The sequence below is a fragment of the Leifsonia sp. KNZ12-8B genome (genome assembly GCF_056755495.1).
Map to the genome: position 1 here is coordinate 1 of NZ_JBPGXM010000009.1, position 15352 is coordinate 15352.

14 protein-coding genes are annotated in these 15352 nt (G+C 71.5%); 12 read left to right on the forward strand and 2 right to left on the reverse strand.

What is annotated here, in order from left to right:
• Positions 1 to 49: 49 nt before the first annotated feature.
• The 6 genes from otsB to ACR9ZG_RS02465 all read left to right on the forward strand — a co-directional run bounded on the left by otsB (position 50) and on the right by ACR9ZG_RS02465 (position 6892).
• On the forward strand, positions 50 to 802 hold the full coding sequence (otsB, locus tag ACR9ZG_RS02440) for a trehalose-phosphatase (RefSeq protein ID WP_481283285.1): 753 nt from the start codon (positions 50 to 52) through the stop codon (positions 800 to 802).
• 73 nt (positions 803 to 875) lie between these two features.
• Positions 876 to 2570, forward strand: coding sequence for a dihydroxy-acid dehydratase (gene ilvD, locus ACR9ZG_RS02445; protein ID WP_301209209.1), 1695 nt, complete (start codon positions 876 to 878; stop codon positions 2568 to 2570).
• Between the two features lie 55 nt (positions 2571 to 2625).
• Positions 2626 to 4431 (forward strand): acetolactate synthase large subunit, encoded by a 1806-nt coding sequence (locus ACR9ZG_RS02450; protein WP_481283232.1) that lies wholly within the window; start codon positions 2626 to 2628, stop codon positions 4429 to 4431.
• 4 nt (positions 4432 to 4435) lie between these two features.
• Positions 4436 to 4945 (forward strand): acetolactate synthase small subunit, encoded by a 510-nt coding sequence (gene ilvN, locus ACR9ZG_RS02455; protein WP_481283233.1) that lies wholly within the window; start codon positions 4436 to 4438, stop codon positions 4943 to 4945.
• Positions 4946 to 4997: 52 nt separating this feature from the next.
• A complete protein-coding gene (ilvC, locus tag ACR9ZG_RS02460; protein ID WP_481283234.1) occupies positions 4998 to 6026 on the forward strand; it encodes a ketol-acid reductoisomerase in 1029 nt (342 codons plus the stop codon).
• 128 nt (positions 6027 to 6154) lie between these two features.
• Complete coding sequence (locus ACR9ZG_RS02465) at positions 6155 to 6892, forward strand: copper homeostasis protein CutC (RefSeq protein WP_481283235.1); 738 nt, start codon at positions 6155 to 6157, stop codon at positions 6890 to 6892.
• A gap of 43 nt (positions 6893 to 6935) precedes the next feature.
• On the opposite strand, the gene ACR9ZG_RS02470 is transcribed toward ACR9ZG_RS02465, so the two are convergent.
• Positions 6936 to 7334, reverse strand: coding sequence for a DoxX family protein (locus tag ACR9ZG_RS02470; RefSeq protein WP_481283236.1), 399 nt, complete (start codon positions 7332 to 7334; stop codon positions 6936 to 6938).
• A 149-nt stretch (positions 7335 to 7483) separates the two neighbouring features.
• Here ACR9ZG_RS02470 and serA point away from each other — a divergent pair, with 149 nt between their 5' ends.
• The 3 genes from serA to ACR9ZG_RS02485 all read left to right on the forward strand — a co-directional run bounded on the left by serA (position 7484) and on the right by ACR9ZG_RS02485 (position 10836).
• Positions 7484 to 9076, forward strand: a complete 1593-nt coding sequence (gene serA, locus ACR9ZG_RS02475) for a phosphoglycerate dehydrogenase (RefSeq protein ID WP_481283237.1) — start codon at positions 7484 to 7486, stop codon at positions 9074 to 9076.
• A gap of 103 nt (positions 9077 to 9179) precedes the next feature.
• A complete protein-coding gene (locus ACR9ZG_RS02480; RefSeq protein WP_481283238.1) occupies positions 9180 to 9545 on the forward strand; it encodes a YciI family protein in 366 nt (121 codons plus the stop codon).
• A 28-nt stretch (positions 9546 to 9573) separates the two neighbouring features.
• Complete coding sequence (locus ACR9ZG_RS02485; RefSeq protein ID WP_481283239.1) at positions 9574 to 10836, forward strand: RNA polymerase sigma factor; 1263 nt, start codon at positions 9574 to 9576, stop codon at positions 10834 to 10836.
• 13 nt (positions 10837 to 10849) lie between these two features.
• On the opposite strand, the gene ACR9ZG_RS02490 is transcribed toward ACR9ZG_RS02485, so the two are convergent.
• Positions 10850 to 11425, reverse strand: coding sequence for a TetR/AcrR family transcriptional regulator (locus tag ACR9ZG_RS02490; protein WP_481283240.1), 576 nt, complete (start codon positions 11423 to 11425; stop codon positions 10850 to 10852).
• A gap of 71 nt (positions 11426 to 11496) precedes the next feature.
• Between ACR9ZG_RS02490 and ACR9ZG_RS02495 the strand changes: the two genes are divergently transcribed.
• From ACR9ZG_RS02495 to ACR9ZG_RS02505, 3 genes are all read left to right on the forward strand, one after another.
• Positions 11497 to 13023 carry an MFS transporter gene (locus ACR9ZG_RS02495; RefSeq protein WP_481283241.1) on the forward strand — a complete coding sequence of 509 codons (1527 nt, stop codon included), beginning with the start codon at positions 11497 to 11499 and terminating at the stop codon, positions 13021 to 13023.
• Between the two features lie 71 nt (positions 13024 to 13094).
• Entirely contained in the window at positions 13095 to 14177 is a 1083-nt protein-coding gene (locus tag ACR9ZG_RS02500; RefSeq protein ID WP_481283242.1) for a 3-isopropylmalate dehydrogenase, read from the forward strand.
• A 25-nt stretch (positions 14178 to 14202) separates the two neighbouring features.
• The gene (locus tag ACR9ZG_RS02505; protein ID WP_481283243.1) at positions 14203 to 15336 is read left to right on the forward strand and encodes a branched-chain amino acid aminotransferase; all 1134 of its coding nucleotides are present in this window, start codon (positions 14203 to 14205) and stop codon (positions 15334 to 15336) included.
• The last annotated feature ends 16 nt before the right edge of the window (positions 15337 to 15352 follow it).

Sequence of the window (15352 nt, forward strand, 5' to 3'; positions counted from 1 at the left end):
CCCCCCCCCCCCCCCCCCCCCCCCCGCCCCCGCCCCCCGCCCCCCGGCGGTGCGGCGGCTCGCCGAGACCGACCGACTGCTGGTCGCGATGGACTTCGACGGAACGCTCGCGCCCTTCGTCGACGTGCCGCGCGGCGCACGGGCGCTGCCAGAGTCGAAGGCGGCGCTCGACCGGCTCGAGAAGCTGCCGCGGACCTGGGTGGCGTACGTCTCCGGCCGGCCGCTCGACAGCCTCCAGGCGGTCACCGAGGCCGACGAGGACGCGCTGCTGATCGGCTCGCACGGCGTCGAGATCCGGTTCGGCCGCGACGGCGTCTCCCTCGACCTCAGCGACGACGAGCGCCGCACGCTGGAGCGGCTCGGGGAGGTGCTGCAGGAGGTCGTCGACTCCCTGCCCGGCCTCAAGCTGGAGGTGAAGCCGGTCGGCTTCGGCGTGCACTACCGGCTGGTCGCCGACGAGCACGGGCCCGACGTCGTGCGCCGGGCGCGGGAGGCCGCCGCGAGCGTGAGCGACGCGCTCACCATCCGCGACGGCAAGGACATCATCGAGTTCTCCGTGCGCGGTGCTGACAAGGGCGACGGCGTGGAGCGGCTGCGCGAGTACACCGGCGCCACCGCGGTCATCTTCGCCGGCGACGACGTGACAGACGAGGACGGCTTCCGCGTGCTGCGCCCGGGGGAGGACGTCGGCATCAAGGTCGGGCGCGGCGAGACCGCTGCGCAGTACCGCGTGGCCGACGAGCGGGCGATCGCGACGCTGCTGACCCTGCTCGCGGAGGCGCGCGCGGCCTCCACAGCCTGAGCCGTCCAGCGGGTTCTCCACCGGTTCACAACGTGTGAACGGAGCGGCATCCGAGACGTCCTAGAGTTGATCCATGCCTGAGATCGATTGGAAGCCGCGCTCGCGCGTGGTCACGGACGGAATCGAAGCCACCACCAGCCGCGGCATGCTCCGCGCGGTCGGCATGGGCGACGAGGACTGGGAGAAGCCCCAGATCGGCATCGCGAGCTCGTGGAACGAGATCACGCCCTGCAACCTCTCGCTCGACCGCCTCGCGCAGGGCGCCAAGGAGGGCGTCCACTCGGGTGGCGGCTACCCCCTGCAGTTCGGCACCATCTCCGTCTCCGACGGCATCTCGATGGGCCACGAGGGCATGCACTTCTCGCTCGTCTCGCGCGAGGTCATCGCCGACTCCGTCGAGACCGTCATGATGGCCGAGCGCCTCGACGGCACGGTCCTGCTCGCCGGCTGCGACAAGTCCCTCCCCGGCATGCTGATGGCAGCGGCCCGGCTCGATCTCTCGGCGGTCTTCCTCTACGCGGGCTCCATCGCCCCGGGCTGGGTGAAGCTCTCCGACGGCACCGAGAAAGACGTCACCATCATCGACTCCTTCGAGGCCGTCGGCGCCTGCAAGGCGGGCAAGATGAGCGAAGAGGACCTCAAGCGCATCGAGTGCGCCATCGCCCCGGGCGAGGGCGCCTGCGGCGGCATGTACACCGCCAACACGATGGCCTCCGTCGCCGAGGCGCTGGGTATGAGCCTCCCCGGCTCGGCCGCTCCGCCCTCGGCCGACCGCCGCCGCGACTACTACGCCCACCGCTCGGGCGAGGCCGTTGTCAACCTGCTCAAGCAGGGGATCACCGCGCGCGACATCCTGACCAAGAAGGCCTTCGAGAACGCCATCGCCGTCGCCATGGCGTTCGGCGGCTCGACCAACGTCGTGCTGCACCTGCTCGCCATCGCGCACGAGGCCGACGTCGACCTCACCATCGACGACTTCAACCGGATCGGCTCGAAGGTCCCGCACATCGGCGACCTCAAGCCCTTCGGCAAGTACGTCATGAACGACGTCGACCGCCACGGCGGCGTCCCGGTCGTCATGAAGGCGCTGCTCGACGCGGGCCTGCTACACGGCGACTGCCTCACGGTGACCGGCAAGACCGTCGCCGAGAACCTCGCCGAGATCAACCCGCCCGCGCCCGACGGCAAGGTCATGCGAAAGCTCGACGACCCGATCCACCCCACCGGCGGCCTGACCATCCTCAAGGGCTCGCTCGCCCCCGAGGGTGCGGTCGTCAAGACCGCCGGCTTCGACGCCGATGTGTTCGAGGGCCCCGCGCGCGTGTTCGAGCGTGAGCGCGAGGCCATGGACGCCCTGACCGAGGGCCGCATCTACGCCGGCGACGTGGTCATCATCCGCTACGAGGGGCCCAAGGGCGGCCCAGGCATGCGCGAGATGCTCGCCATCACCGCCGCCATCAAGGGCGCGGGGCTCGGAAAGGATGTACTACTATTGACGGACGGACGATTCTCAGGCGGCACAACCGGCCTGTGCATCGGCCACATAGCACCCGAAGCGGTGGACGCTGGTCCCATCGCCTTCGTGCGCGATGGTGATCTGATACGGGTCGATATCGCGGCTCGCTCCCTCGACCTACTGGTCGACGAGTCAGAGCTGACCGCCCGCCGAGAAGGCTGGGCGCCTCTCCCTCCGCGCTATACCCGTGGCGTTCTCGCGAAGTACTCCAAGCTCGTGCGCTCTGCAGCAGAGGGCGCGGTCACGGGGTAGTCCTTCGCCTCCAGCCAGCTGTTCACCCGTTTCGTACGTAAGGGACCGATAAGGCATGTCCTCGGATGCAACCCCCAGCACTGTGTTGCCGTCCGCGACGCCCGGCAAGGCGTCGCCCGAACAACTGACCGGCTCGCAGGCCGTCGTCCGCACGCTCGAGCTCCTCGGCGTCACCGACGTGTTCGGCCTGCCCGGCGGCGCGATCCTCCCGATCTACGACGCCATCGTCGACTCGGAGAAGATCCGCCACATTCTCGTCCGCCACGAGCAGGGCGGCGGGCACGCGGCCGAGGGCTACGCGGTCGCCGGCAACAAGGTCGGGGTCGCGATGGCGACCTCCGGCCCCGGCGCGACGAACCTCGTCACCTCGATCATGGACGCGCACATGGACTCCGTCCCCGTGGTGTTCATCACCGGGCAGGTGTTCTCGACCCTCATGGGCACGGACGCCTTCCAGGAGGCCGACATCGTCGGCATCACCATGCCGATCACGAAGCACTCGTTCCTCGTGAAGAGCGTGGAGGAGATCCCGGCCACGATCGCGGCGGCGTACCACATCGCCGGCACCGGCCGCCCCGGCCCCGTGCTCGTCGACATCACCAAGGACGCGCAGCAGAACACCGCGCCGTTCGTCTGGCCGCCCAAGGTCGACCTGCCGGGCTACCGGCCGATCACCAAGGCGCACGGCAAGCAGATCCTCGCGGCGGCCCAGCTGCTCACCGAGGCCAAGAAGCCGGTGCTCTACGTCGGCGGCGGCGTGATCCGCTCCCGGGCCTCCCAGGAGCTGATCGCGCTCGCCGAGGCGACCGGCGCGCCGGTCGTGACGACGCTCATGGCGCGCGGCGCCTTCCCGGACTCGCACAAGCAGCACCTCGGCATGCCCGGCATGCACGGCACGGTCCCGGCCGTGCTGTCGCTGCAGGAGTCCGACCTCATCGTGTCGCTCGGAGCCCGCTTCGACGACCGCGTGACGGGGAACACCTCCCTGTTCGCGCCCAACGCCAAGATCGTGCACGTCGACGTCGACCCGGCCGAGATCTCCAAGATCCGCATGGCCGACGTCCCCATCGTCGGCGATGCCAAGGACGTCATCGTCGATCTGACCGCCGCGTTCCAGGACGCGTCCCGGTCCGCCAAGCCGGACCTCTCCGAGTGGTGGACCTACCTCGACGGGCTCCGTGAGGAGTTCCCGCTCGGGTACACCCCGACGAGTGACGGCCTGCTGGCTCCGCAGCACGTCATCCAGCGGATCGGCGAGCTGACCGGCCCGGAGGCGGTGTACACCGCGGGCGTCGGCCAGCACCAGATGTGGGCGGCGCAGTTCATCACCTACGACCGGCCGAACTCGTGGCTCAACTCGGGCGGCGCCGGGACGATGGGCTACTCGGTCCCGGCCGCGATGGGCGCGAAGGTCGCCCAGCCCGACCGCGTCGTGTGGGCGATCGACGGCGACGGCTGCTTCCAGATGACGAACCAGGAGCTCGCCACCTGCACGATCAACAACATCCCGATCAAGGTGGCGATCATCAACAACTCGTCGCTCGGGATGGTGCGCCAGTGGCAGACGCTGTTCTACGACGGCCGCTACTCCAACACCGACCTCAACACCGGTCACGACACCGTCCGCATCCCGGACTTCGTCACGATGGCGGAGGCGTACGGCGCCCTCGGCATCCGTGTGACCAAGGAGGAGGAGGTCGACGCGGCCATCAAGCTGGCGCTGGAGACCAACGACCGCCCGGTCGTGATCGACTTCGTCGTCAGCGCCGACGCCATGGTGTGGCCGATGGTCCCGCAGGGCGTCAGCAACAGCTACGTGCAGTACGCCCGCGACCACAGCCCGGCCTTCGGAGAGGAGTGACCCCATGAGCACGCATGTTCTGAGCCTCCTCGTCGAGGACAAGCCCGGTCTGCTGACCCGCGTGGCGGGGCTGTTCGCCCGCCGCGGCTTCAACATCCACTCGCTGGCGGTGGGAACGAGCGAGGTCGACGGCCTCTCGCGCATCACCGTCGTCGTCGATGTCGAGGACCTCCCGCTGGAGCAGGTCACCAAGCAGCTCAACAAGCTGATCAACGTGATCAAGATCGTCGAGCTCGACCCGTCCCAGTCGGTGCAGCGCGAGCACCTGCTGATCAAGGTGCGGGTGGACAACTCCACCCGGTCCCAGGTCCTGGAGGCGGTCAACCTCTTCCGGGCGCGGGTCGTCGACGTGGCGACCGACGCGCTCGTGATCGAGGTGACCGGCGACAGCGGCAAGACCCAGGCGCTGCTCAAGGTGCTCGAGCCATACGGCATCAAGGAGATGGCCCAGTCGGGCCTGCTCGCGATCGGCCGCGGCTCGAAGTCCATCACCGAGCGCGTCTTCAAGAACTGAACCGCCTCCGGGCGGCGACGAACGAGAACCACACAAGAAGGAGAAACCCCCAGTGGCTGAGATCTATTACGACAACGACGCCGACCTCTCGATCATCCAGAACAAGAAGGTCGCCGTCATCGGCTACGGCTCGCAGGGCCACGCGCACGCGCAGAACCTCCGCGACTCTGGCGTCGAGGTCGTCATCGGCCTCAAGGAGGGCTCGAAGTCGAAGCCCAAGGCCGAGGAGGCGGGCTTCCGCGTCCTCTCCGCCGCCGACGCCGCCAAGTGGGCCGACGTCATCGTCATCCTCGCGCCCGACCAGGTGCAGCGTCACCTGTACGCGGAGGACATCCAGGGCAACCTGGAGGAGGGCAACGCGCTCGTCTTCGGGCACGGCTTCAACATCCGCTTCGGCTACATCGAGGCCCCTGAGGGCGTCGACGTGATCATGGTCGCCCCCAAGGGCCCCGGCCACACCGTCCGTCGCGAGTACGAGGCCGGCCGCGGCGTTCCCGTGATCGTCGCCGTCGAGAAGGATGCGACCGGCAACGCCTGGCCGCTCGTCCTCTCGTACGCCAAGGGCATCGGCGGCCTCCGTGCCGGCGGCATCAAGACCACCTTCACCGAGGAGACCGAGACAGACCTCTTCGGCGAGCAGGCCGTCCTGTGCGGTGGTGTCTCGCAGCTCGTCCAGTACGGCTTCGAGACGCTGACCGAGGCCGGCTACCAGCCGCAGGTCGCGTACTTCGAGGTGCTGCACGAGCTCAAGCTCATCGTGGACCTGATGTGGGAGGGCGGCATCGCCAAGCAGCGCTGGAGCGTCTCCGACACGGCCGAGTACGGCGACTACGTCTCTGGCCCGCGCGTCATCGACCCGCACGTCAAGGAGAACATGAAGGCGGTCCTCTCCGACATCCAGGACGGCACCTTCGCCAAGCGCTTCATCGCCGACCAGGACGCCGGCGCGCCGGAGTTCCTCGCCCTGCGCAAGAAGGGCGAGCAGCACCCGATCGAGGCCACCGGCCGCGAGCTGCGCAAGCTGTTCGCCTGGAACGCCTCGAACGACGACGACTACGTCGACGGCGAGGTCGCCCGCTGATCCAGCGGCACTGACCACGGTCCGCGGCCCCGGCCGCGAACCGCGACGCTACCCTGAGGGTGTCGCCTCCGCACGGAGGCGGCACCCTCCGGCGTTTCCGCCGCCATCAGATCGACCGAGGAGCTGCCATGACCGGACCGGTCGCCGTCGAGATCGCGGCGCAGGACGTGGCGGGCGTGCGTGTCGCCCTCGCCCAGGGCGCCGATCGGGTGGAGCTCTGCTCCGCGCTCGGCCTGGGCGGCCTCACGCCGTCGGCAGGCCTGCTGCGCGCCGCCGTGGCGGCCGCCGCAGCGGCCCAGCGGCCGGCCTACGTGCACGTGCTGATCCGGCCGCGCGGCGGCGGCTTCGTCTACGGCGACGACGAGATCGCGACGACCGTCGCCGACATCCGCTTCGCCCACGAGGAGGGCGCGGCCGGCGTCGTCGTAGGCGCCCTCGATGAGAACGGCCGCGTCGACCGCCGCGCCGTCGACCGGTTCGTCGCGGCGGCGGACGGCCTCGCGGTCACGTTCCACCGCGCGTTCGACATCGTCACCGACCCGGGCGAGGCGATCGAGCAGCTGGCGGAGGCCGGTGTGACCCGCGTGCTCACGTCCGGCGGCGCCGAGCGCAGCATCGACGGCGTCCGCTCGCTCCGCGCGTTCGCCGAGCGGTCGGCCGGGCGGGTGCAGCTCATGGCGGGCGGAGGAGTGCGCGTGGAGGACATCCCGGCCCTCGTCGCCGCCGGAGTGGACGCGGTGCACCTCTCTGCGCGCGGCAGCGTCCGCAGCGCGCCCAGCGGCCCGGGCGGAGGCGCCCTCGAGTACGACATCACCGATCCCGTCGTGGTCGGGGCCGCGGTCGCGGCGGTGCGCCGGGCACGTTAGGTCCGGATCGTCGGGGCCGAGTCCCGAGAGACTCCGACCCCGATCACCCCACCGGCAGCGCGCAGAACACGCACAGCGCGATCAGCACCAGCTGCAGCGCCGCCCGCGGCAGCACCGGCGTCGCGAAGACGCCGAAGCGGTCGGGGAAGCGCGCGGCGTAGGCGTTCGCCGGGAACACCGCGACCAGGAACACCGCAAGGCAGAGCGCGGCGGCGACGCGGGTCGCGGGGAGGAGCAGCCCGACCCCTCCCGCCAGCTCGCACACTCCGGTGACGGCGACGAGCATCCGCGGCGACATCGCGCGCAGCCGGCGCAGCGCCGGCGGGATCATCGCCGCCATCGCCCGCGACGGCCCCGGCACGAAGTGCAGCGCGCCCATGACGACGAAGACCGCCGCCAGCGCGATGCGGACGGAGAGCTGGGCGATCTCGAGGGCGGTCACCGTACCATCCTGCCCGCCGGCCGCCCAGAGCGCCCGTAACGCGGCGAAAGCAGGCATACGCCTCCCGCTAGAGTTAACCCGACCGCGCCCCAACGCCCGTGGCGCACTTCTCCCAAGCCAGCCCTCGCACCACTGTTAGGAACTGCCACGTGACAAAGCCGGTCGTCCTGATCGCCGAAGAACTCTCGCCCGCCACCGTCGACGCCCTGGGGCCCGACTTCGAGATCCGGAACGTGGACGGCACCGACCGGCCGGCGCTGCTCTCCGCCGTCGCCGACGCCGACGCCATCCTGGTGCGCTCCGCGACGAAGGTCGACGCCGAGGTCATCGGCGCCGCCAAGCAGCTCAAGGTGGTCGCCCGTGCGGGCGTCGGCCTCGACAACGTCGACATCAAGACCGCGACCACCGCGGGCGTCATGGTCGTCAACGCCCCGACCTCCAACATCATCTCGGCGGCGGAGCTGACCGTCGGCCACATCCTGAGCCTCGCCCGCCACATCCCGGCCGCGCACAGCGCGCTCGCGCAGGGGCAGTGGAAGCGCTCGAAGTACACCGGCGTCGAGCTGTACGAGAAGACCATCGGCATCATCGGCCTCGGCCGCATCGGCGCGCTCATCGCCGCCCGCCTGCAGGCGTTCGGCACGAACGTGATCGCGTACGACCCGTACGTGACCTCGGCGCGGGCGCAGCAGCTCGGCGTGCAGCTCGTCACCCTCGACGAGCTGCTCGCCCAGGCCGACTTCATCACCATCCACATGCCGAAGACGCCGGAGACGACCGGCATGATCAGCGACGACCAGCTCGCGCTGATGAAGCCGACCGCCTTCATCGTGAACGTGGCCCGCGGCGGCCTCATCGACGAGGACGCGCTGTACCGCGCCCTCACCACGCACAGCATCGCCGGCGCCGGCCTCGACGTGTTCGTCACGGAGCCTCCCGCGGACTCGCCGCTGCTCGCCCTCGAGAACGTGATCGTCACGCCGCACCTCGGCGCCTCCACCGACGAGGCGCAGGAGAAGGCCGGCGTCTCGGTCGCGCGCTCGGTGCGCCTCGCGCTCTCGGGCGAGCTGGTGCCCGACGCGGTCAACGTCGCCGGCGGCGTCATCGACCCGTACGTGCGCCCGGGCATCCCGCTCGTGGAGAAGCTCGGCCAGGTCTTCTCGGGCCTCGCCCATAGCCCGCTCACGAGCGTCGACGTGGAGGTCCGCGGCGAGCTCGTCGACTACGACGTCAGCGTGCTCAAGCTCGCGGCGCTCAAGGGCATCTTCACGAACATCGTCAGCGAGACGGTCTCGTACGTCAACGCGCCGCTGCTTGCCGAGCAGCGCGGCATCGAGGTGCGCCTGATCACCGACTCGGTGAGCGAGGAGTACCGCAACCTCATCACGCTGCGCGGCGCGCTCAGCGACGGCTCGCAGATCTCGGTCTCCGGCACCCTGACCGGCCCGAAGCAGATCGAGAAGATCGTCGGCATCAACGGCTACGACGTGGAGGTGCCGGTCGCCGAGCACCTCGTCGTCATGGTCTACGACGACCGCCCCGGCATCGTCGCGGTCTACGGCCGCGAGTTCGGCGAGGCGAAGATCAACATCGCCGGCATGCAGATCGCCCGCACCTCGGCCGGCGGCAAGGCGCTCAGCGTCCTCACCGTCGACTCGCGCGTGCCGGAGGGCCTGCTCGAGAAGGTGCGCGTCGCGATCGATGCCGACCTCATGCAGGAGATCGACATCACCGAGGCCTGAGCCGGGCGGCGGCCGGCGGGAAGATATTTCTCGCCGGCTGTCGATTCCGGCGGTTGACTGACGTCGTAGGGATATCGCTGTTCATACGACGTGAGGAGACACGATGTCCGACGAGTACGTTCTGCTGATCCGGGAGCCCGAGTGGAACCCGGACACCATGACGCCCGAGCAGTGGCAGGCCGGCATGGCCGGGCACAAGGCCTTCCAGGACGCGGTGGCCGCGGCCGGGGAGCGCATCGTGGCCAGCAGTGCGCTGCAGGCCGCCGACCGCGCGACGCGGATCACGCCCGGTGCCGATGGCGCCCCGCTCTACACGGACGGGCCGTTCGGGGAGACGCGCGAGGTGATCACCGGCTTCTACAGCTTCACCGCCGCGAGCCCTGGGCAGGCGCGGGAGCTCGCCGCGCTGGTCCCGACGGGCGGCTGGATCGAGCTGTACCCGGTCCTGGTGCTCGACACGGTCGGATGACGCCGGCCGGGCTTTCGCCGGGAGCCGCGTGAGGGCGGCCACCGGGATCGAGCGCGCATATCGCGACGACGCCCCGCGCATCCTGGGCGCGGTGGCGCGGACGACGGGCGACCTCCTGCTCGCCGAGGAGGCGGTGCAGGAGGCGTTCGCGCGCGCGGTGGCCGAAGCGGCGCGCGGCCGCGAACCGGCCAACGCCGCCGCCTGGATCACGACCGTGGCCAGGCGGGTCGCGCTGGACGCGCTGCGGCGTGAGCGGACGGCGGCGCGCGCGGCGCCGTCGATCGCCGCCGAGGCCACCAGGGAGACCGACGCGCGGGAGGCCGACGCGCGGGAGGCCGCCGAGACGGCGGGAGGGGTCGACGTGTTCACGGGTGACGAGCGGCTGGAGCTGATCCTCCTCGTCGCGCACCCGGACCTCGCCCCCGAGGCGCGGGTGGCGCTCGCCCTGCGGTTCGTGTGCGGCGTGCCGACCGCGCGGATCGCCGACGCCTTCCTCGTTCCCGAGTCGACGATGGCGGCCCGGCTCACGCGGGCGAAGAAGCGCATCCACGCCTCCGGCATCCGCTTCACCCTCGACGACCCCGCTGCCGTGGCGGAGCGGATGCCCGACGCGCTCACCACGATCCACCTCCTGTACTCCGCCGCGCACACCGGGGTGGCCGACGACCCCCGGGAGGACGACCGCCTGCGCGCGGACGCCGTCGCCCTCGCGCGGGACGCCCACCGGGTGGCACCGGGACCCGAGAGTGCCGGCCTCCTGGGACTCCTGCTGCTGACCGAGGCGCGCCAGGCGACCCGGCTCACGGCCGAGGGCGACTTCGCGACGCTCCGGGAGGCGGACCGGTCGCGCTGGGACGCGACGCTCGTCGCCGAGGGGGAGCGGTATGCGACGGCCGGGCTGGCGGGCGACGGCCGGTTCGGGCTGCAGGCCGGGATCGCGGGACTGCACGCCATCGCGCCGAGCTGGGCGGCCACCGACTGGCCGGCGATCGTGCGGCTGTACGACGGGCTGGTGCGGCGCTGGCCCAGTCCGTCCGCGCGGCTGGGCCGGATCGTCGCCCTCGCGCACAGCCCGGACGCCGGGCCGGAGGTCGCGCTGGACGAACTCGCCCGCGATCCCGGGCTGGCCGGCGGGGTGCTGGCGTCGCAGGTGCACGCCGCGAGGGCGGAGCTGCTGCGCCTCGCGGGGCGCCAGGACGATGCGGCGGTGGAGCTGCGTCGCGCGATCGAGACGGCGGCGGACGATCGGACCAGGCACTCGCTCCGCCGGCTGCTGACCGCGCTCGCCTGAGGCGGGGTCTCGCTCAGTCGCGTGCGGCGAGGCGGTGGACCAGCTCCAGCAGCCGCTCCAGGTCGGCGGGTTCGCTGAGCACGCCGGCGCCCGAGGGGAGCAGGGCGGTGTTGTAGTAGATGCCGTCGCCGAGCAGCATGATCGTGCGGGCGACGATCGGGTCGCCGACCGCCTCCTCCAGCACCCCCAGCCAGTCCTGCTGCATGGCCGCGAGGGCGTCGCGGGCGCGCTGGTCTGCGCCCTGCGCGAGGCGGGCGACGGCGACGATGCTGCGCTCGAACTCCTGCGATTCGGGCGACCCGCTCGCGATCGAGGTGCGGATGAAGTAGTCGACCGGGCCCTCCGGCGCCGCGCGCATCCGCTCGACGTCATCGGCGACGCTCGCCCGCAGGCGTTCGAGGAGGCCGTCGACCAGGGCGTCCTTGGACGCGAAGTGGTAGAGCAGGCCGCCCTTGGAGACGCCGGCGCGGGCGGCGACGGCGTCGAGGGTCGCCGCACGCTCGCTCTGCTCGCCCAGCAGCTCCGCGAACGCGTCCAGGATGCGGTCGCGGGCGGGAGGCTGGGCGGGGGAGGCGGCGCTCGACGGCATGCAGTCATGCTAGCCCGGCTGCGGCGCGCCGCCGATTGCCTACTGTACCGTCCAGACGGTACAGTAGCTGCATGACCACCACCGCCTCCCTGCCCGCCGTCTCCAGCCCCCGGGCGGGCGCGCGCGGCTGGGCAGCGCTCGCGGTGCTCATGCTGCCGACCCTGCTCGTGTCGGTCGACAACACGGTCCTGAGCTTCGCCCTCCCGTCCATCTCCGAGGCGCTCGAGCCCAGCGCGACCGGGATGCTCTGGATCGTCGACGTGTACCCGCTCGTGCTGGCCGGCCTCCTGGTCGCCATGGGCAGCCTGGGAGACCGCATCGGCCGCCGCCGCCTGCTGCTGATCGGCGCGACGGGCTTCGCCGCGGTCTCGGTCGCCGCCGCGTTCGCCCCGACCGCGGAGGTGCTGATCGGCGCCCGCGCGGTGCTCGGCTTCTTCGGCGCGATGCTGATGCCGTCCACACTGTCGCTGCTGCGCAGCACCTTCCTCGACCGCGACCAGCGGAGGCTCGCGGTCGCGATCTGGGCGTCCGGCTTCGCGGCCGGTTCGGCGCTCGGCCCGATCGTGGGCGGGGTGCTGCTGGAGCACTTCGCGTGGGGGTCGGTGTTCCTCCTCGCCGTGCCGGTCCTCGTGCCGCTGCTGGTGCTCGCGCCGCTGCTGGTGGCCGAGTCGCGCGACCCGCAGCCCGGACCGGTCGACCCGGTCAGCATCCTGCTGTCGTTGGTCACCATGGCGCCGATCGTCTACGGGATCAAGTCGCTCGCGGTCGACGGCCTGTCGGTGCTCGCCGTGCTCGCCATCGTGGTCGGCGTCGCCGCCGGCGCGCTGTTCGTGCGGCGGCAGCTGCGGCGCCCTGTGCCGATGCTCGACGTGCGGCTGTTCCGCGCCCCGGCGTTCAGCGGCGCGGTGCTCATCAACCTGCTCAGCGTCGTCTCGCTGGTCGGCTTCCTCTTCTTCGTCTCGCAGCACCTCCAGCTGGTCATCGGCCTGACGCCGCTGCAGTCGGGACTCGTGCTGCTGCCGGGCCTCGTGACGATGATCGTGGCCGGGCTGGTGGTGGTCCCGATCGCGCGCCGGGTGCGGCCCGGCATCGTGATCGCGAGCGGCCTCGCGCTCTCCGCCGTCGGGTACCTGCTCATCGCGCTGACCGGGGGAGCGGTGTCGTGGGGCCTCCTGCTCACCGCCTTCGTGCTCCTGGGCGCGGGGATCGGCGCCGCGGAGACGGTCTCGAACGAGCTGGTGCTCGCGACCGCGCCGGCGGCGAAGGCGGGAGCGGCCTCCGCCGTCTCCGAGACCGCCTACGAGCTGGGCGCGGTGCTGGGCACCGCGACCCTCGGCACCATCATCACGGCGTCGTACCGGGCGAACCTCCGGCTGCCGGACGGGCTCACCGCCGCGCAGTCCGACGCCGCCAGGGAGACGCTGGGAGGCGCGACCTCGGTGGCCGGCTCGCTGCCCACCGGGCTCGCCGACGAGCTGCTCGCCTCCGCGCGGGCGGCGTTCGACAGCGGGGTGGGCGTGACCGCGACGATCGGGATCGCCCTGGTCGCCGCCGCCGGCGTGCTCGCGCTGGTCGCACTCCGCCGCATCCGCGCCTGAGCACCGCCCGCCTGCTGGCGCGGCGATAGGGTAGCGGGAGAGTCCCGCCCACCGATCCGTGCAGGAGCGCCATGCCGCAGAACGTCACCTCGCCCACCACCGCGCAGACCGTCCGCCTCGCCGTCATCCCCGGCGACGGCATCGGTCCGGAGGTCATCGCGGAGGCCGTGAAGGTGCTCGACGCGGTCACGGCCGGCGGCGGCCCGGCCTTCGAGAAGACCGCGTTCTCGCTCGGCGCCGACCGCTACCTGGCGACCGGCGACGTGCTGACCGACGACGACCTGGCCGCGATCGCCTCCCACGACGCCATCCTGCTGGGCGCGGTCGGCGGCACGCCGGGCGACCCGCGGCTCGTGGGCGCCAACATCGAGCGCGGCCTCCTCCTCAAGCTGCGCTTCTCGCTGGACCACTACGTGAACCTGCGCCCGACCACGCTGTTCCCCGGCATCGCCAGCCCGCTCGCGAACCCGGGCGAGGTCGACTTCGTCGTCGTGCGCGAGGGCACGGAGGGCCCGTACGTCGGCAACGGCGGCGCGATCCGCCAGGGCACCCCGCACGAGATCGCCAACGAGGTGTCGGTGAACACGGCCTTCGGCGTCGAGCGCGTCGTCCGCTACGCGTTCCAGCAGGCCGAGCAGCGCCGCAAGCGGCTCACGCTCGTGCACAAGACCAACGTGCTGACCTTCGCGGGCGGCCTCTGGAAGCGGGTCGTGGACGCGGTCGCCGCCGAGCACCCGGAGGTCGCGGTCGACTACCTGCACGTCGACGCTGCCACGATCTTCCTCGTCACCGACCCTGCTAGATTTGATGTGATCGTCACGGACAACCTCTTCGGCGACATCCTCACCGACCTCGCGGCCGCGATCAGCGGCGGCATCGGACTGGCCGCTTCGGGCAACATCAACCCCTCGGGCGAGTTCCCCAGCATGTTCGAGCCGGTTCACGGATCGGCCCCCGACATCGCCGGCCAGCAGAAGGCCGACCCCACCGCCGCGATCCTGTCGGTCGCGCTCCTGCTCCGCCATCTCGGCGCCCGGGAGCTCGCCGAGCGGGTCGAGTCCGCGGTGACCGCCGACCTGGCCGCCCGAACCGGAGCGACGCGTACCACCGCCGAGATCGGCGACGCGATCGCCGCCCGGGTGGCGCAGAATTAGTAGACCGTCTCGTCGAAGGACACCCATGAACGCCTCCACCAGCATCAACCTCACCAGCGGACCCACCGAGACCAGCGGGCTGCTCTGGAACGTCACGCGCAACGAGGCGGCCCGCGACGCCGCAGAGCGCGCCGCGATCCTGGCCGACCCTGGCTTCGGCAACCACTTCACCGACCACATGGTCGACCTGTGCTGGTCGGCCAAGGGAGGCTGGCACCGGCCGCGCGTCTCGCCGTACGGCCCCATCCAGCTCGACCCGGCGGCCGCCGTGCTGCACTACGCGCAGGAGATCTTCGAGGGTCTGAAGGCGTACCGCCACGAGGACGGCTCGATCTGGACGTTCCGCCCCGAGGCCAACGCCGCCCGCATGCAGCGCTCGGCCTACCGCCTCGCCCTGCCCGAGCTGCCGGTCGAGCACTTCCTCGACTCGCTCAAGCAGCTCGTCGCTGTGGACGGCGACTGGGTGCCGTCGGCGCCCGAGACGAGCCTCTACTTCCGCCCCTTCATGTTCGCCAAGGAGGCCTTCCTCGGTGTGCGTCCCGCCAACAAGGTGGCGTACTACCTGATCGCGAGCCCCGCGGGCGCGTACTTCCCGAGCGGCGTCGCCCCGGTCTCCATCTGGCTGTCCGACCACTGGTCGCGCGCCGGTCAGGGCGGCACCGGAGCGGCGAAGACCGGCGGCAACTACGCCTCCAGCCTCCTGCCGCAGTCCGAGGCGTACGAGCACGGCTGCGCTCAGGTGCTCTTCCTCGACTCGGTCGAGGGCAAGTACCTCGAAGAGCTCGGCGGCATGAACGTGGTGCTCGTCTACAAGGACGGCACCCTGGTGACCCCCGACTCGCCCAGCATCCTCGAGGGCATCACCCTCGACTCCGTGCTGCAGCTCGCCCGCGACCGCGGTCACACGGTGGAGCGCCGCCGGGTGACGATCGACGAGTGGCGCGACGGCGTGGAGTCCGGCGACATCGTCGAGGTGTTCGCCTGCGGCACCGCCGCCGTGATCACGCCCATCGGCGAGCTCAAGTCCGACACGTTCACGGTCGGGGACATCACCGCGCCTCCCGGCGAGCTGACCATGTCGCTGCGCGAGGAGCTGACCGGCATCCAGTACGGCCGCGTGCGCGACCGCCACAACTGGATGTACCGCCTCGACGCGTAACCCCCGCGTCCAGCCA